The organism is Streptosporangium carneum, assembly GCF_027922005.1.
GTDB lineage: Bacteria > Actinomycetota > Actinomycetes > Streptosporangiales > Streptosporangiaceae > Streptosporangium > Streptosporangium carneum.
The window spans coordinates 15195-41289 of record NZ_BSEV01000039.1; the positions used below are offsets into that span (position 1 = coordinate 15195).

Consider the following 26095-nt stretch of genomic DNA (forward strand, 5'->3'; position numbering starts at 1 on the left):
TCTTACGTCCCCACCGGACGAACCTCCTCTGTTCACCCCGGAGACACCGTTTCGACGCACGGCTTAGACCTTTTCTCCGGTATGGAGAGCTGCTGGAATCCGTTTCCGTGGCATCTGACGTAGATCATGTTCACCGCCTCTGCGCCGAAGGCGACCTCCCCTGGGCGCGCTCCTATGTGGCCCGGCTGATCGCCGACCGCCCAGAAGATCCGGAACCGCTGCTTCTGCGCGATGCTCCACGCCCACCGCGGCGACGGGGAGGCGGCCCGCCGGGACCTGGCCCTGGCCGAGGGGCTCGGCGACGCCGGGTCCGCCCCGCTCCGCGCCGAGGTCGAGCATCTGCTCGCCTCGCCCGGACAGAGGCCTCCGGAGGAGCCGGGGGCGAAGCCGCGGGACGCGAGCGGACCGCCCGCCCGTGAAGGAGGTCGAGGGCGCGGGCAGGGGTCGTCCTAAGCTCGGGGACATGCCTCTAGCGCCGTCGTTCGCCGTGATGCTCAGGACCGAGGACAACGTGCGGATCGACGCCGCGCACACGCCGCCGCGCGAGCCGGGAGACCTGGGGATCGTGCTGGCGCACGGGTTCACCGGATCCCTCAGGGAACGCCCGACGCGGCGGATCACCCACGTGCTCAGCGGGTTCGGTGGGGTGGTCTCCTTCGACTTCCGGGGTCACGGCCGCTCGGGAGGCGAGTCGACCGTGGGGGACCTGGAGATCCTCGACCTGGACGCGGCGGTACGGCACGCGCGGGCGATCGGCTACGCCAGGGTCGCCGTCGTCGGGTTCTCGATGGGCGGGGCGGTGGCCGTACGGCACGCGGGGTGGCGTGGGCCGGGGCCGGGAGGGCGTCCGCGCGGCGGCGAGGTGGACGCCGTGGTCTCGGTCAGCGCGCCCGCCCGGTGGTACTACCGGGGGACCCGGCCGATGCGGCAGGTGCACTGGGCGATCGAGCGGCCGCTGGGACGCTGGGCCGCGCGGGTCGGCAAGGGGACGCGCATCAGGAAGGGGGTGTGGGACCCGGTGCCGCTCGCCCCCCACGAGGCGGCCGCGTGCATCTCGCCGACCCCTCTGCTGGTCGTGCACGGCGACGTTGACGCCTTCTTCCCCCTCGACCACGCGCACCAGATCCACGACGCGGCGGGGAAGCCGAAGGAGCTCTGGATCGAGCCCGGGTACGGCCACGCGGAGTCGGCGGCCACTCCCGAACTGGTCCGCAGGATCGGACGGTGGGTCGTCGCGAACTCCTGACCTCGCAGGCGGTGGGAGAGCCGGAGGTCCGGAGTTCACACCGGCGATGCTTCGAGGGTGTTTACTCCTTTTGGGATGAGCTTTCTTGGGATGAGCTTTCGCAGCACGGTTTCACGGCACAGGGGGACGCGCATGCGCAGCATCTACGTGGCCGGTCTCGGGCGAGGGGACGGCAGGCAGATCGTCGAGCTGGGCCTGATGGAGCTGCTCGCCCGCCGCGTCGGCAGGACGGGGGTGTTCCGGCCGATCACCAGGGGCGACGACCGCGTCCTCGAACTGCTCAACGTGAGATACCGCCCCTCGGCCTCGGCGACCGGCGTCACGGCGGAGGAGGCGGCGGAGGTCTACGCGCGTCACGGCACCGAGGAGCTGATCGCCAGGCTGGTGACCCGCTTCCACCCCCTGGAGGGGGAGTGCGACGCGTTGCTGGTGCTCGGCAGCTCCTTCGCCACCGACGACCTGCCGAGGGAGCTGGCGTTCAACGCCCGGCTCGCCGCCGAGTTCGGCGCCCCGGTGATCGTGGTGGTGGGCGCGCACGGCGAGGGGGCGGCCGAGGTCGCGATGGAGATGCGCACCGCCTACCAGGTCTTCTCCGACCTCGGCAGCACGGTGCTCGCGGTCGTCGCCAACCGGGTGCCCAGGGGGATGACCGTCGACGTCGACCTGCCGGTGCCCTGTTACCTCATCCCCGAGCATCCCTCGCTGTCCGCGCCGACCGTCGGTCAGGTGCTCAGGGCCGTCGACGCCAAGCAGGTCCAGGGCGACGAGGACGCGCTGCGCAGGGACGTGCTGGGGTTCGTGTTCGGCGGGGCGACGCTCCCGGTGTTCCTGGAGCATCTGGTCGACGGGGCGCTGGTGATCACGCCCGGCGACCGCGCGGACCTGCTGCTCGTCTCGGTCGCCGCGGAGGCCTCGGGCACCGCCAGGCCGTCCGGCGTGGTGCTGACGCTGGGGGAGGAGCCCAGCGAGGCCGTGAAGGACCTCACCGCCCGCCTGGCGCCCGGAGTGCCGGTCCTGTCGGCCGCCGCGGACAGCTTCACCGTCGCCACCACCCTGGCCGGGCTCGAGGGGCGGCTCACCGCCGACAACCCGCGCAAGATCGAGACCGCCATCGGCCACTTCGAGTCCCACGTGGACACCGGGGACCTGGCCGACCGGATCGAGCTCGCCCGCTCCGACCGGCTCACCCCGATGATGTTCGAGCACACCCTGCTGGAGCGGGCCAGGGCGGACCGCAGGCACATCGTGCTGCCGGAGGGCGAGGAGGACCGGATCCTGCGGGCGGCGGACGTCCTGCTGCGGCGCGGCATCGTGGACCTCACCCTGCTGGGCAGGCCGGAGGTGATCCGCAGGCGGATCGGCGACCTCGGCCTCGACCTGTCCGGCGCGGCCGTCGTCGACCCGCTGACCTCCCCGCTGCGCGACTCCTTCGCCCAGGAGTACGCCGAGCTCAGGGCGCACAAGGGCATGACGCTCGAACGGGCGAGGGAGGTGGTGGCGGACGTCAACTTCTTCGGCACGATGATGCTGCGCGCGGGCGCCGTGCACGGCATGGTCTCCGGCGCCGCGCACACCACCGCCGCCACGATCCTGCCCGCCTTCCAGATCATCAGGACGGTCCCCGGCACCTCGATCGTCTCCTCGGTGTTCTTCATGTGCCTGGCCGACAGGGTGCTCGTCTACGGCGACTGCGCGGTCAACCCCGACCCCGACGCCGAGCGGCTCGCCGACATCGCCGTCTCCTCCGCCCGTACGGCGCAGCGGTTCGGCATCGAGCCGAGGGTCGCGATGCTGTCGTACTCGACGGGGCGTTCCGGCACGGGCGCCGACGTCGACAAGGTGCGCGAGGCCACGGCCCTGGTCATGGAGCGGGCGCCGGACCTGCTCGTCGAGGGCCCGATCCAGTACGACGCCGCGGTCGACGCCAGGGTCGCCGCGGCCAAGCTGCCCGGCTCCCCGGTGGCGGGCCGGGCGACCGTGCTGATCTTCCCGGACCTCAACACCGGCAACAACACCTACAAGGCCGTGCAGCGCTCCGCGGGGGCCGTCGCGGTCGGTCCCGTGCTGCAGGGGCTCCGCAGGCCGGTCAACGACCTGTCCAGAGGGGCGCTGGTCACCGACATCGTGAGCACCGTGGCCATCACCGCCGTCCAGGCGCAGGAGGTCGCCGGGTGAGCGGGCGGGACGGCAGGGGAGAAGGGGACGAAGGGGAGATGGTGGGTCGCGTACTGGTGCTCAACACCGGCTCGTCCTCCGTGAAGTACCGGTTGCTCGCCGGTGCGGAACGGCTGGCGTCGGGGACGGTCGAGCGGATCGGCGAGCCGGGGTCCCCGGTGGCCGACCACGAGGCGGCGCTGAAGATCGTCGCCACGGAGCTCGCGGACCGGGGGCTCGGACTCGACTCCCCCGAGCTGACCGCGATCGGGCACCGGGTGGTGCACGGAGGCACGACCTTCACCGAGCCCACCCTGATCACGGAGGAGGTGGTCAGGAAGATCGAGGAGCTCGTCCCGCTCGCCCCGCTGCACAACCCCGCCAACCTGGCGGGCATCGAGGTCACCCGGCGGCTCCGCCCCGACCTGCCGCAGGTCGCGGTCTTCGACACCGCCTTCCACTCCACGATCTCCCCGGCCGCCGCGACCTACGCGATCGACAGGGAGGTGGCCGAGAGGCTGAGGATCCGCCGCTACGGCTTCCACGGCACCTCGCACGCGTACGTCTCCCGTGAGGCGGCCGCCGCCGTCGGCAGGCCGGGCGGCAACGTGATCGTGCTGCACCTGGGCAACGGGGCCAGCGCCTCCGCGGTCTCCGGCGGGCGCTGCCTGGAGACCTCGATGGGCATGACCCCGCTCGAGGGCCTCGTCATGGGGACCCGCAGCGGCGACCTCGACCCGGCGGTCGTCCTCTACCTGGGCCGGGTCGCGGGCATGTCCCTCGACGAGATCGACGAGTTGCTCAACCGCCGCAGCGGCATGCGCGGCCTGTGCGGCGACAACGACATGCGTGCCGTGCAGGAGCGGCTCGCCGCCGGAGACCGGGACGCGCGGCTGGCCTTCTCGGTCTACTGCCACCGGCTGCGCAAGTACGTCGGCGCCTACTACGCCGTGCTCGGCACGGTGGACGTGATCGCGTTCACCGGAGGGGTGGGGGAGAACTCTCCGCTGGTCAGGCAGACCGCGCTGGACGGCCTCGAGGCGATGGGCATCGCCGTCGACCCCGCCCGCAACGCCCGGGGCGAGCGGATCGTCTCCCCCGACGACGCCGCCGTGAAGGTCGCCGTGATCCCCACGGACGAGGAGCTGGAGATCGCCCGGCAGACTCTCGGAATTATTTCGCGAACCAATCGCGGATAAAACGCGTCTACCTAAATCAGATGGATGAGATCCGCCGGGAGAGGCCCACGGGACTCGACCCTCCGCTTCGCGGGAGTCGTGGGGCATGCTCGGTTGGTGGCGGTGGCCCAGCGTCGCGGGGGCGTGCTGGGCCGTTCGTCCGTCCCCCGGCGTGCTTGTACGGCTCCGCGGAGCCGTACAAGCACGATCCGGGTCCTGCCGCTCTCCCCCCGGTGGACGGATCGGGTGGACGGATTCAGGCGGGCAGGTCAGGAGACGTCGTGACCGTCCGGGCGGACGGATCGGGCGGGACGGGCGGGACGGGCAAGGTTCGGGGCGTCAGGGGTCAGCCGAGGCGGGCGATGGACTTGTGCTCCAGGTAGGCGGACAGCCCCTCGGGGCCCAGCTCGCGGCCGACGCCGCTGCTCTTGAAGCCGCCGAAGGGGGAGCTCGGCTCGATCATGTAGAGGTTGACGCCGTAGGTGCCGGTGCGGACCCGGCGGGCGATGTCGACCCCGTGCTCGGTGTCGGAGGTCCACACCGTCCCGGCCAGACCGTAGTCGTTGTCGTTGGCGATGCGGACGGCGTCGTCCTCGTCCTCGTAGGGGATCACGGTCAGGACCGGGCCGAAGATCTCCTCCCTGGCGACGCGCATCTCGTTCGTGACTCCGGCGAAGACGGTCGGGGCGACGTACCAGCCCCGGTCGTGGGGTCGCTCCAGGCCGCCGACGACGGGCTTGGCCCCCTCGTCGATGCCGATCCTGACGTAGCCCTCGACCCGTTCCCGCTGCCGCTCGGCCACCAGCGGTCCGATGCCGGTCGCGGGGTCGGCGGGGTCGCCGACCCGCATGTTCCCGACCATCGCCGCGACCGCGTCCACGACCTCGTCGTAGCGGCGGCGCGAGGCGAGGATGCGGCTCTGGGCGACGCAGGCCTGGCCGTTGTTCATCAGCGAGGCGATCGAGAGGAAGCCCATCGCGGAGGGCAGGTCGCAGTCGTCCAGGATGATCGCGGCCGACTTGCCGCCGAGCTCGAGGGTGCACCGCTTGAGCCGCTCCCCGCAGATCCCGGCGATGCGGCGTCCCGCGGCGGTCGAGCCGGTGAAGGCGACCTTGTCCACGCCGGGGTGGGAGACCAGGTGCTCGCCCGTCTCGCGTCCGGCGGCGACGATGTTGACCACGCCGTCGGGGACGCCCGCCTCCTTGACCATCTCGGCCAGCAGGTAGGCGTCCAGCGGGGTCTCGGGGGCGGGCTTGACCACGATCGTGCAGCCCGCGACGAGGGCGGGGGCCAGTTTGATCATGATGACGAACTGGGGAACGTTCCATGGGACCACGGCGGCGACCACGCCGACCGGCTCGCGGCGGACGATCACCGGGCCGAAGGTGCCCGGCCGCTCCTCCTCGACGGGGAAGGTCTTTCCGAGTTCGGCGTAGTACCGCAGCATGGCGAGCGGCTGCGGGGCCTGCGCCAGGTTGGAGAAGGAGATCGGCGAGCCCATCTCCAGCGTGATGAGCTCCGCCATCTCGGCCTGCCGGGAGGCGTAGATCTCGGCGAGCCTGCCGACGACGGCGGCGCGTTCGGCCATCGTCATCCGGGGCCAGGGGCCGTGGTCGAACGCCTGGCGGGCGGCGGCGACCGCGCGGTCCATGTCGGCGGGGGCGCCGTCGGGGACGCGGCCGACGACCTCCTCGGTGTGGGGCGAGACGACGTCGATGGTCCCGGTGCCGGAGGGGGCCACCCAGTCGCCCCCGATGAACAGCGTGTCGTGCTGGAGCATGATGCGGTGCCTCCTGGTCGGCGGGCCTGAGCCGGTTCGTGAACCACTGCTTGCCGGGACAGTGTCGGTCGAGGAGGAGAGGCCCACAATGTTCTCTGTTGCTGAGACGCATCCTGTTGATGAGACCGAATCATGTTCTGCCGATGATGGCAAGAGGGCCTGGGTGGACGGGGTGGGGGCCTGAGAGGAAGTTGTGACCGCTGAGGCATTTGTTTAAAGCACCGCAGACTGGTAGATAGTTCGTCAATGGTGCGGGAGTTCCGCCGTTTCGGTGGCGAGCCTCAAGATCGTCTTCTATAGTTTCGCTCCGGCCATGAGGGGGCTCTGGAGGTGAGCGAAGCGTGAGATCGAGTCGCTCGATCGCGCTGGCTGTCATGCTTTCCGCCCTGCTCATGACCCCGGTCGTGGCCGGGGCGAGCGCGGGCACGGCCGCCAAGCCCAACCCCGAGGCGGAGTTCAAGAGGCTCACCCGTGAGGCGAGCGAGCTCAACAAGAGATACCGGGGCGAGGTGCAGAGCCTGGAGGAGACCCGGATCCAGGCCGGCAAGGCCACGGCGCGGGCCAAGGGCCTCAAACGCACCCTGGCCACCGCCGAGATCGCCGTCATGCGCTTCGCCCAGACCTCCTACATGGGCGGCATCCTGGACAACAGCAGCCTGCTGGGCTTCCAGGGAGACCCCGGCATCGCCCTCGACCGGGCCGCCACCGTCTCCTACCTCGCGGGCCAGCGCGCCAACCAGCTCAACCGCATCAAGCAGTTGATCAAGGACGCCAAGGAGGCGGAGAAGGCGGCGGAGGCGAAGGTCGTCAAGCTCAAGGACGACATCGCCAAGCTGAAGAAGGACCGCGTCAGGATCGAGGCCCTGCTCGCCAAGTACGACTTCCAGCAGCCGGGCGGCAGCGAGGGGCTCACCCCCCGCATGGTCAGCGTGCGCAACACGATCCTGCAGACCTTCCCGATGCCCTACCCCGTGGGGTGTCTGAGGCGAGGCGACCCGGGCGAGCACGGCAGCGGCCGGGCCTGCGACTTCATGATGAGCGTCGGCGGCCGCATGCCGACCCCCGAGGCCAAGGAGCGCGGCGACCGCCTGGCCCAGTGGGCCATCGACAACGGCCGCGAACTCGGGATCATGTACATCATCTGGCAGCAGCGCTACTACGACATCCGTACCGGCGCGGGCTGGCGGATGATGTCCGACCGGGGCGGCGTCACCGCCAACCACTACGACCACGTCCACATCTCGGTCTTCTGAGGACGGCCCCGCCGAGAACCGAGACGCGGCGGCCCCTCCGTGGCCGCGGGCGGATCCCGGGTTTCGTTGCGGGTTCGCGACCCTTCTCGTGCGTCTGGACACGATCAATGTCCGATGATGGGGGTTCGTACCTGTCACAGTGGCCGCACCTGCTGTGCCGACCGTGAGTTCTGTGTCGACCGTAGGCGGGGTAGGGGTGGAGTTTCAGGTTCTCGGCCAGGTGGAGGCCTACGACGGGTGGGCGCCAGTCGGCCTCGGCGGTCCGCGTCAGCGCGCGGTGCTGGCCCGGTTGCTGGTCGCGGGGGGAGCGCTCGTCTCCACCGACACGCTGATCGACGACCTGTACGGCGACGCCCCGCCGCCGAGCGTGGTGGCCACCGTCCAGGCGTACGTGTCCAACCTGCGCCGGGCCATCGAGCCGAAACGCGCCCCGCGCACCCCTCCCCGGCTGCTCATCGGACGGTCGCCCGGTTATCTGCTCGCCACCACCGACGTCGACGCGATCCGGTTCACCGGCCTCGTCACCCGGTCGGAGTCCAGGCCGCCCGGTGAGGCGCTCGCCGACCTGAACGACGCGTTGCGGCTGTGGCGCGGTGTGCCGTACGGGGAGTTCGCGACCGAGCTGTGGGCGGTCGCCGAGGTCGGTCGCCTCCGCGAGCTGCGTCTCGTGGCGGTCGAGCGGCGCGCCCAGGCGCAACTGGACCTCGGTCGCCCGCAGGCCGTGATCACCGACCTGGAGATCGAGACGGCCGCGGACCCGCTGCGTGAGCGGCTGTGGTGTCTGCTGGCGCTGGCCCTCTACCGCGCCGGGCGGCAGGCCGACGCGCTGGCCGCGCTGCGCGGGGCCAGAGACCTGTTCGCCGACCAGCTCGGCCTGGATCCAGGGCCCGAACTGCGGGCGCTGGAGGAGGACATCCTGCGGCAGGCCGACTCGCTCATGCTTCCCCGGGTCCCCGCGACGCCCGTCCTCGTCACGGCCTCCTCGAGGCGGCGGGTCCCGCACGGCAGGGATCGGCAGTTCGCCGAGCTGGAGAGGCTGCTGGAACGGGACGGCCTGACCGTCGTCGCGGTGAGCGGCGAGCCCGGCATCGGCAAAACCCGGCTGATCGAGACCTTCCGCGACCACTGCGCCGACCTGGGCCGCCTGGTGCTCTGGGGGCGCTGCCCGGAAACCGAGGGCGCTCCGCCGCTGTGGCCGTGGCTGCGGATCCTGCGGGCGCTCACCCGGGTCTGCCCTCCCGCCGACCGGCAGGCGCTGGCCGGGCTTCTCGACGACGAGACGCCCACGGGGTCGACCGAGGCGGCACGGCTCCGCCGCCACCAGGCCATCGCCCACTGGATCACGACCACCGCGCTGACCCAGCCGGTGGTGATCTTCCTGGACGACCTGCACTGGGCGGACACCGCCTCGCTCGGGCTGCTCGGCGACGTGGTCGCGCTCATCGAGGACATCGAGGACTCAGGGAGGAACGCCCCCGTCACGCTGGTCGTCGCCTTCCGCGAGGGCATGGAGCGCCTTCCCCTTGAGGGCGTGCTGGGCCGCCTCGCCCGCCACGACATGCTCCGCCTCCGCCTGCCGGGCCTCGGGGCCGACGCCGTACAGGCCGTCGCCGCGGACATGGGCGTCGACATCGACGACCGCACCACCCGCAGGGTGGCCGAGCGCACCGGCGGCAACCCCTTCTTCGTCCGCGAGACGGCCCGGATGCTCGCCCAGGGCGGCAGGCTGGACGGGGTGCCCGAGGCGGTCGCCGACCTGATCCGCCAGCGGCTGAACGTGCTCGGCCCCCAGGTCGGCGAGGTGCTCAGGACCGCCGCGGTGATCGGCAGGCAGTTCGACCCCGACGTCGTGGCCAGGGTGTGCCGGACGGAGGCGTACGACCCGCTGGACCAGGCCGCTCGCGCCGGGCTCGTGGTCGCCCGCGCCAACCACATGGCCTTCACCCATGACCTGGTCAGGGAGACGCTCGCGCACGACATCCCCCCGCTGCGCAAGGCGGCGATCCACCGGGAGGTGATGGCCGTCCTCGCCGCCCGCCCCGGCGTGGACGTGGCCGTCATCGCCCACCACGCGGTCGAGGCCGGTCCCGCGGCGTACACGGAGGCGGCGCGCTGGGCCCGCGCCGTGGCCGAACAGGCGTCCCTCCGGCTGGCCTACGAGGAGGCCGCCCTCTGGTGGGGTCGGGCCGTGGAGGCCCACGGCGCCTGCGAGGGCGATCCGCTCGACCACGTCGAACTCCTGCTCCGGCAGGTCCGCGCGCTGCTTGAGGCGGGAGACCCGCTCGGAGCCAGGCAGGCGCGGGCACGGGCCATCCGCGTCGCCGACCGCGCCGCGGAGCGGGGCGGGCCCGCACTGATCGCCCGCGCGCTGACCGCCCTGGACGCCCCGTCGATCTGGACGCTGCGCAACCCCTACGAGGAGGTGGAGCTGCGCCTGGTGCACCGGTTCGAGACGGCGTTGCGCTCGCTGCCCCCGGGGGACAGCCCTGAACGCGCGCTGCTGCTCGGCGGGCTGGCGCAGGAGTTGTACGACGGGACCGACGACCCGCGCCGTCACTCCTTCGCCGAGGAGGCCGTCGGGATGGCGCGCAGGCTGGGGGATCCGCACCTGCTGATGCGGATGCTCAACGCGCGGCACCTGTCGCTGCCCCAGCCGATGCACGTCCCCGAGCTGCTGGAGATCGCCGCCGAGTTGCTCGACCTGGCCTCACGCACCCGGACGCCCGAGTTCGAGCTGTTCGCGCAGATGCTGTTCACCCACGACAGGCTGGAGATGTTCGACGTGGCGGGCGCGGACGAGGCCGCCACGCGCTGCGACGTCATGCTGGAACGGCTGCCGCTGCCCTGGCCGCGCTTCCAGCACACCATGTGGCGGGCCAACCGGCTCACCCTGGTCCACCGCTTCGACGACGCCGAGATCCTGTACGGCGAGGCGGAGCGACAGGCCGAACGGATCGGCATGTGGTACGCGGGTGCCGTGGTGGCCACAGGACGCATCCTGCTGCACCACCAGCGAGGCACCATGGCCGACGCCGGACCGCTGATCGACTCGATCACCGGCATCCACGCCACCATGGACCACGACGCCCGGGTCCTGCACCTGTGCGCGCGGGGCCGCGCGGAGGAGGCGTGGAAGCTGGTTGAGAACGGCTGGCCGTCGCCGCCGATCGACTGGTCCTGGCTGACCATGACCTGTCTGCAGGGAGCGGCGCAGGCGGCCCTCGGCGACATCCCCGCCTGTCAGGTGAGCTACTCGGCGCTGCTGCCGTACAGCGGGCGGATCTCGGCGGGCTCGGCGATCGCCCTCGCGGGGCCGGTCGACTGGTACCTGGCGCTGCTCGCCTCCGCCCTCGGCGACCACGGAGCCGAGACCCGGCACCTCATCACGCTGGCCCGGCTGGCGGGCCAGAGCGGGCTCCTGCGGTGGCGGGACCGGGCGATGTCGAGGGCGGGCACCGTCCCGCCCACCCGGGGCCTCCTGGCCGAGAAGGAACGATCCTCGTGACCGGGCGCGCCGTTCCCCGCGGCGCGCCCTGGCCGCCGACGGCGTCGGCCCCGAAACCGGTCCGCGGACCTCAGGCTGCAATCTGACGCAAGCGTTCCCAAGCCATCTGCAAGTAACGCCGGTGACCCTGTTCGTCTACCCCTCCGCTCGTCGGGCGAACGATGCAAACAGGGAGACACCGTGAGTGCAGTGATGGACCGATACGACGCGGCGCTGGACGCCGACCGGCGGCGCTTCGCCGGTGACCCGGCCGTGGAGCAGGTGCTCTCGCCCTCCTGCGACGGGCGGCTGTTCGCCCGGTGGACGCTTCGCTTCAACGCCCACGGCGTCCACATGACCCATGACGTCGCGCACTGGATCTCCGCCATGGACGAGCGGTGCTGCAGCCTCGGCACGGACGGGCTGGACAGAGCGCTCAGGGCGCACTCCCGCGCCGCGGCGAAGCACGACCGGATGATGGCCGCCGACGCGCGCGCCACGGCCGCCTGGTGGCACGAGCGGCACGGTGAGCCGCTCGACGCCGGAGCCCTGCTGGCCGCGCCGCCGCTGACCAGCGCGGAGTTCTACGCCAAACTGCACGAGAACGTGCTCTCAGGCCCGGCGCCGTTCTGCTGGCTGGCCGTCGAGTACGAGATCGGGCGACTGTCTGCCGTCGTCGGTCCCGCCCTGCTCGCGAACTGCCGGCGGGTCTTCGGCGCGTCCCCGGCCTGCTACGGCTTCCTGGCCGGACGCGTGGAGCCCGCCCCCGCCCGCGCGGCCCTCACCCGGCGACGGCTCGAAACCCTCATGTCGCCGTCGCCGTCCGTGCTGGACACGATGGTCAAGGCGGGAAAGACCGCCCTCGCGGTCTACGCGGCGTTCGCCGCCGAGTGCTGGGACCTCGCCCAGACCGACCTGCGGGCGGTGGCGGCCGCCGGGTGAGGCCCCGCCCGCGTGCGCCCGGGTCATCCGGAGCCAGGCGGGGACATGCCGAGGTCGGTGAAAATCGCGCGCGCCTCTCCACGGTGCTTCTCGGCGTCCTCGTGATCACCGAGGGCCTCCAGACCGTCGGCGACTCCCCTGTGGGCGTGTCCCATCTCGAGGCGGTCGTCGACGCGATTGGCGACCGCACACGCTCTGAGGTGGTGGGTTATGGCGGCCCGGTGATCGCCGAGGCCGCTGTAAGCACGGCCGAGCCGGTTCGTCGTCTCGCATTCGATGTGCGGATCGCTCAGGTCCCTGTTCAACTCCAGGGCTTGGCGCAACAGGGGCACGGCCTGCTCGAAGTCGCCCTTCAACAGGTGAACGGCTCCGCGCGTACCGACGGTGTGCACTCTGGCTTCAAGGTTGTCGAGGTCGTGAAGGATCTCCTCCGCCTGGTCCAGCGCTCTGGCGGCCGCCTCGTGGTCGGCTGAGTGCGTGAGGGCCAAGGCCATGTTGGTGAGCGCGAGGACTTCTCCACGACGCTCTGACAATCCTCGATAGAGGTCTATCGCGCTGAGGCTGTGCTTGATCACCAGGTCCGGCTGGACAAGGCGATTACCGGCGGTGGAGATGTTCGCATGGATTCCCGCCTCGCTGTGAGGATCGCCCATGCGGCTGAAATAGGTCAGTGCCTGCCGCCAGTAGGTCATCGCTTTGTCGAACTGACATCGGCGGGCATGGAAGATGCCCAGGTTGCTGAGGATCGTCGTCTCTCTGGTCTGGTCGCCGACTTCACGGAAAAGCTTCAGGGCACGCTCGTAGTATCGACCCGCGACGGAGAACTCGCCCAACAGGTCGTAGGTGAGCGCGAGGGCGTTCGAGACACGGCCCTCACCGTGGAGGTCGTCAGACCGGTCACGCAGCGCCTTGCCGGCCAGGTAGTGGTCGATGGCTTCGCGGTAGTTGCCGGAGCGCCGGTGGGCGTGGCCCAGGGTTTCCAGCAGGTAGGCCTCGGCGGTCGCGTCGTTCAGCGCTCTGGCTGTCTCCAGGGCATGCCGGTGAGTGCCGAACCAGTCGTCGGTGTGACCGCGGTAGGCGAAGAACTGCCACAGTGTGCACGCCAGCTGCCATGAGTGCGTCGGGTGTTTCTCCGCGGCCGCCCGGTGTATGGCCGCGACCAGGGCGGGGCGCTCGGTCTCCAGCCAGTTCAGCGCCTGTTCCAGAGTTCCGAGGACGGGGCCTGGAAAATGCGGGCGAGCCGCTGTGACGTCAATGGGGATCCGGTTGGCGTCGATGCGGTCGGCGGCGGCGCCCGCGGTGTGCAGGTACCAGTCGAACAACCGGGTCTGTACCGCGTCGAGCTCGGTCTCCGGCTCCTCGGAACGCGCGCGTTCGGCGGCGTAGACACGAAGAAGGTCATGCATCTGCCATCGGCCTTCTTCGGCGGGCTGAATCAGATGGGCGGTGGCCAACCGGTTCAGCGACGCCTCGGTGTCCTGGAGGCTGAGGCCGCTCAGCGCGGCAGCGGCGTGAAGGGAGACGCTTGGCCCGAGACCGGTCCCCAGCAGACGGAACAGCCGTCGCGTCGTCCCGGGAAGACTCCGGTAGGAAAGGCCGAACGCCGCACGGACCCCGATGTGGGGATCTTCCTCAAGGTCCAGAACGTTCAGTCGGTTCTCCTGCCCGAGTTTGGCCACGAGGTCTCCGACGCGCAGGGCGGGTCGGCCGGTGAGCTGTGCGGCGGCGAGCCGGAGGGCGAGCGGCAGATGTCCGCACAGGCGAGCCAGCTCGGCGAGCGAATCGATCTCGAGATCCGCTCGCGTTGGCCCCAGAAGTGAGGTGAGCAGGGCGGACGCCTCAGCGGGTGACAGCACGTCGAGGACGATGCCGTGCACGTCGTGGGTGACGAACAGGCCGCGCAAGGAGTCCCGGCTGGTGATGACGACCCTGGAGGGTGAGGAACCCGGCAGCAGCGGCCGGACCTGGTCGGGGGTGGCGGCGTTGTCCAGGACGATGAGCAGACGTCTGTCGGCCAGCAGGGACCGGTAGAGCGCCGTGCGCTGGTCGACGTCCTGCGGTATCTCGTCATTCGCGACGCCGAGCCCCTGGAGCAGATAGTGCAGGGCGTCGGACGGCGGCGTCAGACCTCCCTGGGAGTATCCGTGAAGGTTGATGTAGAGCTGTCCGTCGGGAAACCGGGAGGCCACCCGATGTCCCCAGTGCGTCACCAGGGCTGTTTTGCCCACTCCGGCGGCGCCCGCCACAGCCGACAGCACCAGAGCCCTCCCGCGCGGCTCCTCGGACAGCAGCGTGTCCAGTTCCAGGAGCTGGTCGGCTCGGCCGGTGAAGCGCAGGATGTCCGCGGGGAGCTGCCGCGGAACGTATGAGGACGGGAGCCGCTCCGGGGCACGCGGCGCCGAGACCGAGGCCGTCTGGCGCGCTTCGGGCCGTTCGGATTCGAGGTTCCCCGACAGGATCGCCTGGTGCAGGCGAGACAGTCCCTCCCCGGGTTCCAGCCCGAATTCGTCGCGGAAATGCTGTCGTCCGAGTCTGAATTCCTCCAGCGCTTCCGCCGTACGGCCGACATGGTGCAACGCCCGCATGAGCTGACCGCGCAAAGTCTCGTCCAACGGGTTTTCCGTGACCAGGCCGCGTAACTCGCCGACCAGCTCCGCGTGGCGTCCCAGGGCGAGGTCGGCCTCTATGCGGCTGATGAGTGCGGCGACGCGCGATTCCTCCAGGGCGGCGCCCTCACTGGCCTGGAGTTCCGGGTGGGTGCCGCCGAGCGCGGGGCCGCGCCACAGCGTCAGCGCCCCGGTGAATCGCTTCGACGCCTGTACGGCGTCGCCCGTGGAGAGCGCCGAACGGCCGAGAGCCGTCTCCGTGCCGAATACGCCCAGGTCGGAGGCGTCCGAATGGATCTGAAGCGAGTAACCGGTGGCCGTGCCGGCCAGTACGGCGTCGTCGTCCAGCAGCCGCCGCAGGGACCACAGGTGGTTGTGAAGCAATCGTCGCCCGTTGGCTGGAACGTCCGCTCCCCATAGCGCGGACAGCAGTCGGTCGTGTGAGACCACGCGGTTGGCGTGAAGGACGAGAACGGCCAGCAGGGTCCGTTGTTTCAGACCCGTCACCACGACAGGACTCTCATCTCGCCATATGTCAACCGGCCCGAGAACGCGAAGCTGCATATTTACCCCCGTAAAGCAGATATGTAACGCTGTGCCGTGCGTCGATCACTCATGTGTGTTTTGTGGAGGACGACTCCTGAGTGCGGCTTACCTTGATAAATCATTCTGAAGTAAGGCAAATCACAAGATCAAGACATTGTGGATGACAAGATCAACAGCATCGTCCGTCATCCTTGCGCTGATCATTCCGGCCAGACTCCCTCTTCCATACCTGGCCGCTCTCCCCCTTTGACGATGGAGGTACCGGTGGGGTCTTCCTTACCGAGCCGTCCTTCCACGCCACCGCCACGGCGTGGATCCCCCCGACGAGTCACGTCGACGATCGTGACCGTCTCGGCGCTGGCCGCGTCGCTCCTGGTGAGCGGTGGAACCTCGCCCGCGCAGGCCGACCCGGAACCGAGCGCCAAGCCCGCTCCTTCCGGACCGACGCTCACGACCTTTCCTCGCCCGAAGGACCCGGACGCCGCGCTCCGGGCCGGAATCGCGGAGGCGAAGAAGCAGAACAAGACGATCGAGGTCGCCGAGGCGGGCACCGAGACGGCTCGCACCTGGGCCTTTCCCGACGGCCACCTGACCACGCAGTCCTACGCCGCCCCCACCCGGGTCAAGCAGGCCGACGGATCCTGGGCGTGGATCGACACCACCCTGGTCGAGCGGGACGGGGCGCTGCGGCCGAAGGCGGCCAAGGCCGACGTGGAGTTCTCCGCAGGCGGCGCCGACAGGCCGTTCGCGTCGATGCGACGGGGCGACGGCCAGCGGTTCGCGCTGAGCTGGCCCACCGCGCTGCCCAAACCGACCGTCACCGGAAACGTCGCCACCTACACCGACGCCGCAGGACCCTCGGCCGACCTGGTGGTCACCGCCCTGCCGACCGGCTTCCGCCACGACGTGGTGCTGCGCGCCAAGCCGACGGGGCCGGTGGAGTTCCGCATCCCCGTCCAGACCGACGAGCTCACGCTCGCGACCACCAAACAGGACGGTCTGAAGCTCTCCGACGACAAGGGCAAGGTGGTCGCCCAGGCCCCGACGCCGGTGATGGCCGACTCGACCACCCCGGCGGCCGACGCCACCGGCAAGGGAACCGCCCGGCCGAAGACCGGGAAGATCGACACCCGCGTGGCCGTGGAGAACGGCAAGCCGGTGCTGATCCTGAAGCCGGACGCGAAGTTCCTGGCCGACCCCGCCGTCAAGTATCCGGTGACCGTCGACCCCACGACGACGCTGACCCTGCAGTCGGACGTCTCGGTGCGCTCGCGCTCCCAGTGCAACAGCCTGGGCGGCCCCGGTGCCGACAAACTGTGGGCCGGCGGCCAGTCCTACACCTGCGCGGGCACCAGCGCCCTGAACTACTACCGGACCTTCCTGAAGTTCGACACCGCGCCGTTGACCGGCAAGGCCGTCGGCAGCGCACAGCTGGAGCTGTTCGCCCAGACCGGACCCGGCTGCAACTTCAACACCAGCGGGATCAAGGTCTCCAGGGTCACCGCGGCCTGGGACCCCAACACGATCGACTACCTGGCCTGGTCGAGCCTTCCGGCGGCGGCCGAGAGCGGCTCGCAGGTCCAGCTGTGCCCGGAGTACTCGGCCTATCCGAAGCTGTTCTCCTGGTCGATCAAGGACATCGCCGCCGCCTGGGCGGCGGGCGCGGCCAACCACGGCCTGCAGCTGCGGGGCGTCAACGAGTCGATGACCTGGGGCCAGAACGGCTGGGTGGAGTTCCACTCCGCAGAGAGGACCGGCTCCGACGCCCGTCCGCCGAGGCTGACCGTCTCCTACATGCTGCCGCCGGAGATCCCCGTCGTCCACGCCGAGTCGATCGACTCGACCGTCGGCAACGACGTGATCGCCCGCAGCACCAATGTGAAAGTCGACTTCAAGTCCAGTGTCGCCGAGGGCACCGCCCTGGACTACACGGTCTCGGTCAACGACTCCACCATGGTCACCCCGCCCGCCCTCCCCACCGGCGAGGTCGCCTACTACAAGCTGGACGAGACCTCCGGCACCACTGCGGCCGACTCCTCCGGCCACAACGCCACCGCCACCCTGACCGGCCCCGTCACCCACGACACCGGCCAGCTCGGCCAGGCGCTCGTCTTCGCCAACGACCAGTCCGACAACAACGGCAACGACGCCTACGCCGCGACCGCCGGGCCGCTGCTGCACACCAACGCGAGCTTCTCGGTCAGCGCCTGGGTCAAGCTGACCGACCCTGTCGGCGAGCAGACCGTCTTCAGCCAGAGCGGCACCGTCCAGCCCGGCTTCGCGCTCGCCTACAACGACTCTCCCGGCAATCCCGACCTCGACCAGAAGTGGTGGCTGAGCATGCCGGCCACCGACGCCGGTTCCACCAGCTACACCGTGGCCGCTTCTGACAAACCCGCCAAGGTCAACGCCTGGACCCACGTGGCCGCCGTCTACGACGCCACCGCGCACAAGCTGCGCCTGTACGTCGACGGCGCCCTGGCCGCGGAGAAGGACCACACCGCTGCCTGGGATGCCCAGGGGCCGTTCCAGATCGGCCGCGGGAAGATCATCGGAATGCCGGGCTTCCTCAACGGCGCGGTCGACGACCTGCACGTCTACGACCGTGCCCTGACCACCACCGACGTCAGGGCGATCCATGGAGCCCCCAGCACGACCAGCTACAACGGCATTCCCTCCGGCCAGGTCATCGACAAGGTCTTCGCCCTGGACAACCCGGCCAGCTTCAAGTTCGTCGTCAAGGCCTGCCGCACCGGCGTGACCCCGCCCTCCTGCAACGAGAGCCCCGCCTACCGCATCACCTCGGACGCGCCCTTCCTGCCCACCGACACGCAGACAGGCTTATGGGGGACAGGACTGACCCCGATTCTGTCGGGCATGGTGGCCCGACCATCGGGCGGTCCAGTAACCGCCAAGTACTTCCTCTACGACAGCACGGGTGCGCCTGTCGGGTCAGTTCCCCTAGGGGAACACGTTGTCGGCGGTGGCGAGCGGGCCTCTTTCCAGATCCCGGAGAACACCCTTCAAGCCGGTCACACCTACAGCTGGCAGATGCAGGCCTGCATCTTGGAAGTCTGCACTCCGAAAACGGCTCCTGTCAGCTTTGACACTGAGGCGCTCGGGGAGGAGGTGATTGAGGAAGGCGATGACGAACGGCAGGTGACACTGGGGCAGGACAGCTTTGTAATCAAGAACGTGAAGACTGATCCGACAGCATGTGGTGGTGCCCCCTGCTCGGTGACGGACTCCACGGTTTTGCAACTCGGTGGTGTTGGCGTCGAGAAAACTGCCGCAGTCATAGGGATCAAGCTGGACGAGCTGCCCGATGGGGCAGCCGTAACAAAGGCTGTCCTTAAGCTTGGAACTCCCAGTTGCATTGGAGAAGCCTGTCCCGCTGACACCGTGATCACCGCAGTGCCTCTCAAAAAAGAGGTGAACGCGGAGACCAAAAGTTCCGACCTGGTGGCCGGCGTCGATCCCGGCGCCACCTATGCCCTGCCGATCACCGCACCTCAAGCCGATGTCTACGGCAGCGTGTACCAATGGCTGATGCTCACCTCCAATCGGGGAGAAGTAGTTACATTCGGTGCTGCCGGGTCTTCGGAGTCGAGATCGCTGGGTGTCACCTACCGACTGGCGAGTTCTCCTAGCCCTGTGTTGAACCTTGTGACACAGCCAGGCGACCAGGGCGCCGTCGCGAGTTGGGGGCTTCCAGAGAGCACCGGCAGCATCGCCCTCCTGGACGGCTACGACGTTGAGGCGGTCGACCAGAGTGGCAGTGTCGCTCGTACCACGTTCACCCCTGACCCGTGGGCGACGATCAACGGTTTGGCCAATGGCACGACATACACCATTAGAGTTCGCGCAAAAACCCGCTTTGGTGTGGGCGGCTGGGAGTCGGCTACCGTGACACCCAAGGCCCCGCCCCCCATTCCGCCTGCAGGTCAGGAATGTCACCCGGGCGAACCAGTGGGGTCCGCACAGGTGCAGGCGGCAAACGATGAAGCCGTGGAGTACGCCGACGCGATCAAGAGCTACTTTGAGGCGCAAGACGCCGTTCTGGAGGGGCGGGCGGCTAACGTCTGGCAAGCTCCGGGCATCACCTCGACCAGTGCTGTCGCCGCCGAGCTTTCCCTTGCTAATGCTCCGTTGGTGGCTGAGAAGCAGGCAATGGATCAGGAGAGTGCGCAGCGAACAAACTCCACAGTGGCTTTGAGCGATGTCGTCGCCTACAAAGCACCCGATGGAAACAGGTATGTCCGGGCAACGGTGAAGCGCACGTGGAACGTTGTCCATCCTGATCCTGAGGCACAGTCTCGGCCAGGTCGGAATGAAATCGTCGCTGGCCAGGTAGAACCTCATCAGAGTGAAACCAGTAGAGTGCACGCGTTCAACGACTGTGGTGAGCTCATCACCTTCCTGGAGCCCGACGGCGTCTACGAAGATGAGAGCGACGCCAGTGGCGTCTCCGATGAAGTCGACTTGCTCAAGCAGGAGATCAGGTGGTCGAATTTCGCCGTCCCCGGCACGCCGGGCGGCAGCTTCTCTGCGGGGCCTAATAATAGCTGCACCCCCTGGCTGCCCGGTGACGCGAGAAGTCAGGAGAAGAGGTCTATCGCAAAGGGAATGGTATTCGAGGTGACGGGGCTGGCTCAATGGCAAAGATGTAATCCTCGTCACGACTCCACAGAATGGACAGTCGACAAGGTGGCGGTGTCGGCCGTTATCTGGACCTCGCGCTGGTTCAGGAAGCCCACCAAGAAAGTCGGCAACAAGTACGTGGTCACCAAGAAGGACAAGGACAGGCACAACGCCATCGTCGCCAATTCGTCGCTCGATGCAGTCGCGTCTCCTTGCTATGTTCAGACAGTTACTCCGTGGCAAATCACTGGCCAGGTTCAAGTTGAGTTCAGTACCGGCTTCCCTATTAACTGGGCAGAACTTTCCGCGGGAGGCAGCCTGGGAGCCGTCTACTCACAGTCTAAGAACAAAGACTGTCCGTCGCCTGCTTCTGAAATCGGCAAGGAGGGCGGTGACAATGCGGAGATGCCCAGCAGTTATCTGAAGGGCGCCTTTAAGCGCGCCTTCCGGACGAGGATGCTGGTTGATCCAAACGCGGTGCTCGGTACGTGCTGGCAAGGCGCCACAACTGCCTGCTCCATCAACAAGTTCCAGCTGGTCACCAGTGGCATCTTCCATCAGCGGCAGAGCAAGGGAGACACGTTCAACAGGACCATGATCACAAAGTCTCCGTGGGAGGACTGGTGATCATCCGCGCGCAGGTCACTGCGGTGAGCTGTGGATAGTTGAGGAGGTCATTCTCCTCGCGCCGATGGTCCGGCCGAATGCTGATTCGGCCGGACCGTCGGTCAACCTGGCCTGCTTCATCCGTGCACCTCATCAGGTTCTCTTCGACGGCTCGCCGCGATGTCGCCTATCGGATAGAAAAAGAGAAGATTTTTGGGGCCGGTTCTCCGCTGCCGGTCCGCACTGGTTCACCTCGCACAAGCTTTGGTCGGTCTTCGTTGGGTCCGTCTGTCCACACAAGGCGTCGGAGGGACGATCTCATCCGGAACCGCCGCGTCAGGAGTCTGCGATCTGCCTCACACAGGCTTGAATCTCACATGGATGTGAGCTTCTGGCGTCGCCGTCATGACGAACAAGACGAACGACACGACGGCGACGACGACCTTCGACCTGGGCGGCGACCCGCTCTTGCCGACCGTGATGGCGCGCTGGCCGTACTGCGGCGGGCGGTGGAGTTGGGGGTCAGGCTGATCGACACCGCCGACGCCTACGCTCTGGGCGCGAACGAGGAACTCGTGGCCGACGCCCTGCACCCGTACGCGGAGGGGGTGGCGGTCGCCACCAAGATCGGTGTCGTACGGCCGAGCCCCACTGAGCGGATCCCCCTCGGCAACCCCGCCTACCTGCGGCAGCAGGCCGAACTGAGCCTGCGGCGGCTCAGGGTCGAGCGACTCGACCTGCTCCAACTGCACCGGATCGACCCGAACGTGCCGTTGGCCGACCAGATCGGCGCGCTCAGGCAGCTGCGGGACGAGGGCAAAGTCCGTCACATCGGCTTGTCGGAGGTGACCGTCGCGCAGCTCAGGGAGGCCTCGGAGATCACGCCGATCGCCGCCGTGCAGAACATGTACAACCTTCTCATCCGGCAGCTCGACGACGTGGTCGACTACGCCGCCGAGCACGGCATCGCCTTCCTGCCCTTCTTCCCGATCGCGATGGGCGGGCACGCCGGTCCTGACAGCCCGGTCGCGACCGTGGCGCGGGAGGTGGGCGTGACCCCGTCCCAGGCCGCGCTCGCCTGGCTGTTGCGCCGCTCGCCCAATATCATCCCGATCCCCGGAACCTCCTCGGTCGGGCATCTGGAGGAGAACGTCACCGCGCTGGAGGTCTCCCTGTCCGACGAGCAGTTCGACCGGCTGTCCGTCCTGGGCGGTCGGGCGGAGGCCGGCGGCGGTCAGGGGAAGTGCCACCGCGACGCGCCGTTCAGCGGTGCCGGTCCGCTTCGCACTGCGGCTCGCCGTACCGGCGCGGTGAGTGTGAGCCGGGGGGATGGGGGAGAGGCGCCGGTCCGTTCGGGGCGTCGTATCAGCGCCTCGGACGGTGAAGCCGTGAAGGCAGGAGGATGAGCCGCGTCGCTCAGGTCCGTTCTCCGGTGACCGCGGCCGACAGGGTTTCGAGGGCTCCGATGATGCCTGCCGTGACGCGGTCATCGGGGATCAGGCCGGTGGGGGTCACGAGGGCGCGGTCGATCGGGAGGCGCACGCAGGCGTCGGGGATGACCAGGGCTCCGGTGTAGTTCAGGACCGTGTGGAGTGACTCGTGGGCGCGGGCCGCTGCGGAGGGGGCGGTCGAGGTGTTGATCCAGCCTGCCGGCTTCCGGTACATCCAGCCTCCTATCGCCCACTCCAGGAGGTTCTTCAGGGCTCCGGGGAGGGCCCCGGCGTACTCGGGCGTGCAGAACATGAACGCGTCCGCCGTGGCGAGCGCCGAACGCAGCCGGGTGACGACCTCGGGCAGGCCGTCGCCCTCGAGGTCGGGGTTGAAGTGCGGCAGCAGGCTCGTCTCGCCGTAGGCCCTGACCACGTGGCTCTCCGAGGTGAGGGCGGCGGCGGTCCTGGCCACGGCGTCGCTCACCGAGCCGCGCCGGACGCTTCCGGCGATCACCAGCAGCGTGGGCCTCATCGCTCGCCCTTGAGGACGCTCACGGAGGTGGTGGGGGGAAGGGGCCGTACGGGGAGCGGTGGGTGGGCATCAGGGCTTCGCCTCCCATTTCTCGGGGAGTTCCCGCACCGTCAGCAGCGGGGAGAAGACGAAGGGGACGATCGTGAGGGCGGCGAGGGAGGCGGCCAGCCAGAGTGTGGCCGTGTTGCCGGCCAGGGAGGCCACCAGGCCGCCGAGCATCGCGCCGACGGGGATCGCGCCCATGGTGACGAACCGTCTGGCCGAGGTGACCCGTCCCATCAGCGCGTAGGGCGTCACGCGGGCGTTGATCCCGGTCGAGCTGATGCTGGCCATGACCAGCAAAGCGCTGAAGAGCAGGCTGCTCGCGGTGATCGGCACGACATGGGGGACGGGCAGCACAGCGGCCAGCGGCACCATGGCGAAGGCCGCGGAGAGCGAGCAGTAACAGGTGATGACGGCCCGGATGGACCCCAGCGCCTTCTTCACCCGCAGCCCCGCGAGTGAGCCGACGATCCCTCCCAGCGCGCCGACGGAGGTGGCCATGCCGAGCGTCGCCGGGCTCAGCCCCAGGTCGCGCAGGACGAACAGGGCCAGAACCGCGCCGTAGGCGCCCGCCCCCATGTTGATCAGTGCGCCGGACATCAGGAAGGTGCGCAGGACGGGGTGCCCGGCCACGAAGCCGAGTCCTGTCCTGAGCGAACTCCAGAAGGGGGCGTGTTCCTTGGCGCGCGCACCGGACCCGTCGGTCCCGCCGGACGCGGTGGACGCGGCGGACCCGCCGCCGGATCCGCCGGACCTGCCAGACATGGTCGAGGCGGTGGACGTGGTGGACGCGGCGGGCTCGTTCACGTTCCGCGCGGTGTGTTCGTCGCCGTTCCGTGCCGCGCGTTCGCCGCTGTTCCGCGTGGCGGGCTCGTCGAGGTCGATGCCCGAGATGAACAGCCACGACAGGACGTGCGTGACCGCGGTCACGCCGTAGACCAGCGGGCCGCCGGCGAACCGCAGGACCTGTCCGGCCAGCCCCGGCCCCACGACCCGCACGGTGGTGTCGCTGGTCTGGAGCCTGGCCGACGCCTCCGACACCCTCTCCCTGCTCACGATGGCGGGCAGGACGCTGGTGTGGGCCACGCTGAAGAACAGGTCGGCCACCCCGGTCACGGCGGCGACCGCCATCAGCTGCGGCACGGACAGGACGCCGAGCACGAAGGCGAGGGGAACACTGGCCACGGCGACGGCGCGGACGGCCTCGGCGGTCAGGAGAACCCTCTTCTTCGACCATCTGTCGACCCAGACGCCGGAGGGGATGCCGAGGACCAGGTACGCCATGGACCCGAGGGCGGTGATGACGCTCATCTCGAACGTCGAGGCGTGCAGGGCGGTGACCGCGGTGACGCTGAGGGCCAGCGTTCCGAACTGCTGGCCGACGCTTCCCGCGAGGTTGGCCAGCCAGAGCCTTCTGAACGAGGCGACGCGGAGGACTCCGGCCTCGCGCACCGGGGTGAGGACGGCGGTCCTGTCGTTGTCTGAAGTCATGGTCGCTTTCCGGGAGGAGGATTCCGATGCCGTCACGGGGTCAGCGTCCGACGCCGCCGAACATGTCCACCGCCTTCGCGAAGCCGGTCCAGTAGTCGACCTCGGTGATGCGTTCGTGCCCGAGCCCGTTCCGCAGCAGCGAGATGTGGACGTTCCGCAGGGCCGACGACTCGGTGAAGATCGGCTCGATGTGGAACCTCAGGTGGTGGTAGTCCCGGTCGTTGACCGTGATGTAGACGGCCCTGTCGGCGGCGGGAGGGGTCTCGCGGAGCAGTTCGGTGATCGGCGGCACGTCCTGCCCGGCCAGTTCGCCCGCGGCCGTCGGGGCGAACTCCCGCCAGTAGGGGAACCGTCTGGGGTCGTTCTGCGGGCCGACGGCGAAGGCGAGGCCAGGCGTCCTGGAGCGCAGGGCGTTGCGTATCGCGACGTATCCGCCCGCGGAGGGACCGTGCCAGGCGATTCCGGACAGTCCGTTCTCCGCGCAGACGCGGGCCGTCAGGTCGTCCAGCCGCGGCCAGAACTCGTCGTCCCCCAGCAGGAACCAGCCGATCGACGGCTCCCGGCTGAAGAGCAGCACGGGGTCGGAGGCGAAGAGGCATATCGCCTCCAGCCGGAGGGAGCTTCTCCTGCGGTGGTAGACGGGTGGGACGAAACGCGCCCGATCGACCTGACCGTGGAAGAAGACGTGCAGCAGGGGGCTGGCGACCACCTCCGGCGTACGGCGCAGCACGCGGAGCTCGTAACCCCGGGAGTGCAGGTAAACGATCTCTTCTTCCTGGTGCATCGTCACCCTTTCCGAGGTCGGCGGGTTCACCGGAGGGTTTCGCGGGGGCGGCGGGTTCACCGGAGGGCGGGCATCGAGCAGTCCCGCGGGATCAGGGGCGGGAAGAGGAGCGGGCCGGGCCGGGGCTCGGCCCGCCTCGCCGGGTCTGTCCGGAACGCGTTCGACAGGGGGGAGTACTCGACGCGGACCGGTTCGAGGCTCACCCCGAACCGCCGGGCGAGCCTTTCCAGCCGGAAGGCCACCGGACCGTAGACGACGTTCGTCCCCGAGGTCGCCTGGTACAGGATCGCGGGGGGAATCACCGACAGCAGCCCCTCGGGGAAGCTCCGCGGCAGGGACAGCTCGAAGTACGGGGCCCGCCAACGCGGAGCACGGCCGAGCACTCTCACCGGGCCGTGGGGTCGGACGTTGGAGAACATGGTGAACGCCCATTCCGTGCGCAGCCCCATGACGACGGAGAGCAGGTTTCCGGCCAGCGACGCCACACCCAGTGCCGTCCACCCCGAACCGGGGTCGATCGGGCTGTCCGCGAACGCGCCGGAGGCGATCATGGCGTACACCGCCGTCCCGAAGACCATGGCGAAGACACCGCACAGCACGCCGCCCGCCCTGGTGTTCCGGTATATCCACCTCGTGCCGAACCGGACGCCGATCCCCAGCGACGCGAGCGCCACCAGGGTCAACGGGACGGCGGGCGGCCGGTCGAATCCCGCCGGGGGCTCGGCGGCCGCCGCCCACAGGCAGAGCGCGACGAGCGAGAAGGGGAAGTTTCCCGTCAGACCGAACAGCAGGTGCATTCCCGCGGCCACCGCGAAGAGCGGCAGGAGAGGGGCGTTCAGGAGAAGCGCGCCCCCCAGGAGCAGCTCTGTCGCCACCACCGCGAGGGGCACGCGGGACAGGAGGCGGTCGCCGAGCCTGAGACCGGTCCGTTCGGCGTACAGGCGGGGGATCAGCCGGCCGCAGCTTCGCGCCGTCGCCAGGAACTGGTGGTTGGTTTTGAAAAGGCCCGCCGTGAGATAGACCCCGCCGAGCAGGAACCTCGCGACCTCGCCGGCGTGGTCGGCGGGCACGGCCTGGAACAGGGCCACGGCCAGGAACGCCAGCCAGACGTGGTTCGACAGCCGCCAGTTCTGCACCGCCACCCAGAGCGCGAGCAGCACGACGGCGACCAGGCCGCCGGGGCGTCCGCCGAGCAGGAACAGCGCCGTGCAGACAGGGAGCAGCGAGGTCTGCAGCGCGGCCACGAGGGCGCGGGGCAGCGGGACGCCCGTCACCGGCGCGAAGGTGTGGAGAACGTAGCCCGTTCCCTCACGCAGGACGTTGTTCGCCTGGTGTCCGACGAGCGCCAGGGTCAGTGCCGCGCACCAGTTCATCGCCTGC

General features: G+C 69.4%; 16 protein-coding genes. 10 read left to right on the forward strand and 6 right to left on the reverse strand.

The features are described from left to right. Positions 1 to 231 precede the first annotated feature (231 nt). From PKF00_RS40855 to PKF00_RS40870, 4 genes are all read left to right on the forward strand, one after another. Positions 232 to 453: a hypothetical protein gene (locus PKF00_RS40855; protein WP_271223141.1), complete on the forward strand. Its 222-nt coding sequence runs from the start codon at positions 232 to 234 to the stop codon at positions 451 to 453. A gap of 10 nt (positions 454 to 463) precedes the next feature. Next, positions 464 to 1246 (forward strand): alpha/beta hydrolase, encoded by a 783-nt coding sequence (locus PKF00_RS40860; protein WP_271223142.1) that lies wholly within the window; start codon positions 464 to 466, stop codon positions 1244 to 1246. A gap of 132 nt (positions 1247 to 1378) precedes the next feature. Then, positions 1379 to 3421, forward strand: a complete 2043-nt coding sequence (gene pta, locus PKF00_RS40865; protein WP_271223143.1) for a phosphate acetyltransferase — start codon at positions 1379 to 1381, stop codon at positions 3419 to 3421. Between the two features lie 38 nt (positions 3422 to 3459). Continuing rightward, a complete protein-coding gene (locus PKF00_RS40870) occupies positions 3460 to 4599 on the forward strand; it encodes an acetate kinase (RefSeq protein ID WP_271223144.1) in 1140 nt (379 codons plus the stop codon). Between the two features lie 325 nt (positions 4600 to 4924). Here the strand turns inward: PKF00_RS40870 and PKF00_RS40875 are convergent, their stop codons facing one another. Further along, on the reverse strand, positions 4925 to 6358 hold the full coding sequence (locus PKF00_RS40875; RefSeq protein WP_271223145.1) for an aldehyde dehydrogenase: 1434 nt from the start codon (positions 6356 to 6358) through the stop codon (positions 4925 to 4927). A 341-nt stretch (positions 6359 to 6699) separates the two neighbouring features. On the opposite strand from PKF00_RS40875, the gene PKF00_RS40880 reads away from it, so the two are divergent. The 3 genes from PKF00_RS40880 (at position 6700) to PKF00_RS40890 (ending at position 12037) form a co-directional block, all read left to right on the forward strand. Continuing rightward, the gene (locus PKF00_RS40880; protein ID WP_271223146.1) at positions 6700 to 7611 is read left to right on the forward strand and encodes a coiled-coil domain-containing protein; all 912 of its coding nucleotides are present in this window, start codon (positions 6700 to 6702) and stop codon (positions 7609 to 7611) included. A gap of 196 nt (positions 7612 to 7807) precedes the next feature. After that, positions 7808 to 11116, forward strand: coding sequence for an ATP-binding protein (locus PKF00_RS40885; RefSeq protein WP_271223147.1), 3309 nt, complete (start codon positions 7808 to 7810; stop codon positions 11114 to 11116). 180 nt (positions 11117 to 11296) lie between these two features. Further along, positions 11297 to 12037 (forward strand): hypothetical protein, encoded by a 741-nt coding sequence (locus PKF00_RS40890; protein ID WP_271223148.1) that lies wholly within the window; start codon positions 11297 to 11299, stop codon positions 12035 to 12037. A 23-nt stretch (positions 12038 to 12060) separates the two neighbouring features. On the opposite strand, the gene PKF00_RS40895 is transcribed toward PKF00_RS40890, so the two are convergent. After that, on the reverse strand, positions 12061 to 15153 hold the full coding sequence (locus tag PKF00_RS40895; protein WP_271223149.1) for an AfsR/SARP family transcriptional regulator: 3093 nt from the start codon (positions 15151 to 15153) through the stop codon (positions 12061 to 12063). Positions 15154 to 15531: 378 nt separating this feature from the next. Here PKF00_RS40895 and PKF00_RS40900 point away from each other — a divergent pair, with 378 nt between their 5' ends. The 3 genes from PKF00_RS40900 (at position 15532) to PKF00_RS40910 (ending at position 21842) form a co-directional block, all read left to right on the forward strand. Next, on the forward strand, positions 15532 to 20457 hold the full coding sequence (locus tag PKF00_RS40900) for a LamG-like jellyroll fold domain-containing protein (protein WP_271223150.1): 4926 nt from the start codon (positions 15532 to 15534) through the stop codon (positions 20455 to 20457). A 384-nt stretch (positions 20458 to 20841) separates the two neighbouring features. Next, on the forward strand, positions 20842 to 20967 hold the full coding sequence (locus tag PKF00_RS40905) for a hypothetical protein (RefSeq protein ID WP_271223151.1): 126 nt from the start codon (positions 20842 to 20844) through the stop codon (positions 20965 to 20967). Continuing rightward, positions 20946 to 21842 (forward strand): aldo/keto reductase, encoded by an 897-nt coding sequence (locus tag PKF00_RS40910; RefSeq protein ID WP_271223152.1) that lies wholly within the window; start codon positions 20946 to 20948, stop codon positions 21840 to 21842. The genes PKF00_RS40905 and PKF00_RS40910 overlap by 22 nt, the downstream gene beginning before the upstream one ends. A gap of 10 nt (positions 21843 to 21852) precedes the next feature. Here PKF00_RS40910 and PKF00_RS40915 read toward each other — a convergent pair whose 3' ends face one another. The 4 genes from PKF00_RS40915 to PKF00_RS40930 form a co-directional block, all read right to left on the reverse strand. Next, complete coding sequence (locus PKF00_RS40915; protein ID WP_271223153.1) at positions 21853 to 22398, reverse strand: NADPH-dependent FMN reductase; 546 nt, start codon at positions 22396 to 22398, stop codon at positions 21853 to 21855. A 69-nt stretch (positions 22399 to 22467) separates the two neighbouring features. Next, a complete protein-coding gene (locus tag PKF00_RS40920) occupies positions 22468 to 23931 on the reverse strand; it encodes an MFS transporter (protein ID WP_271223154.1) in 1464 nt (487 codons plus the stop codon). Positions 23932 to 23971: 40 nt separating this feature from the next. Further along, positions 23972 to 24715, reverse strand: a complete 744-nt coding sequence (locus PKF00_RS40925) for a hypothetical protein (RefSeq protein WP_271223155.1) — start codon at positions 24713 to 24715, stop codon at positions 23972 to 23974. Positions 24716 to 24771: 56 nt separating this feature from the next. After that, positions 24772 to 26088 (reverse strand): hypothetical protein, encoded by a 1317-nt coding sequence (locus PKF00_RS40930; RefSeq protein ID WP_271223156.1) that lies wholly within the window; start codon positions 26086 to 26088, stop codon positions 24772 to 24774. Positions 26089 to 26095 lie beyond the last annotated feature (7 nt).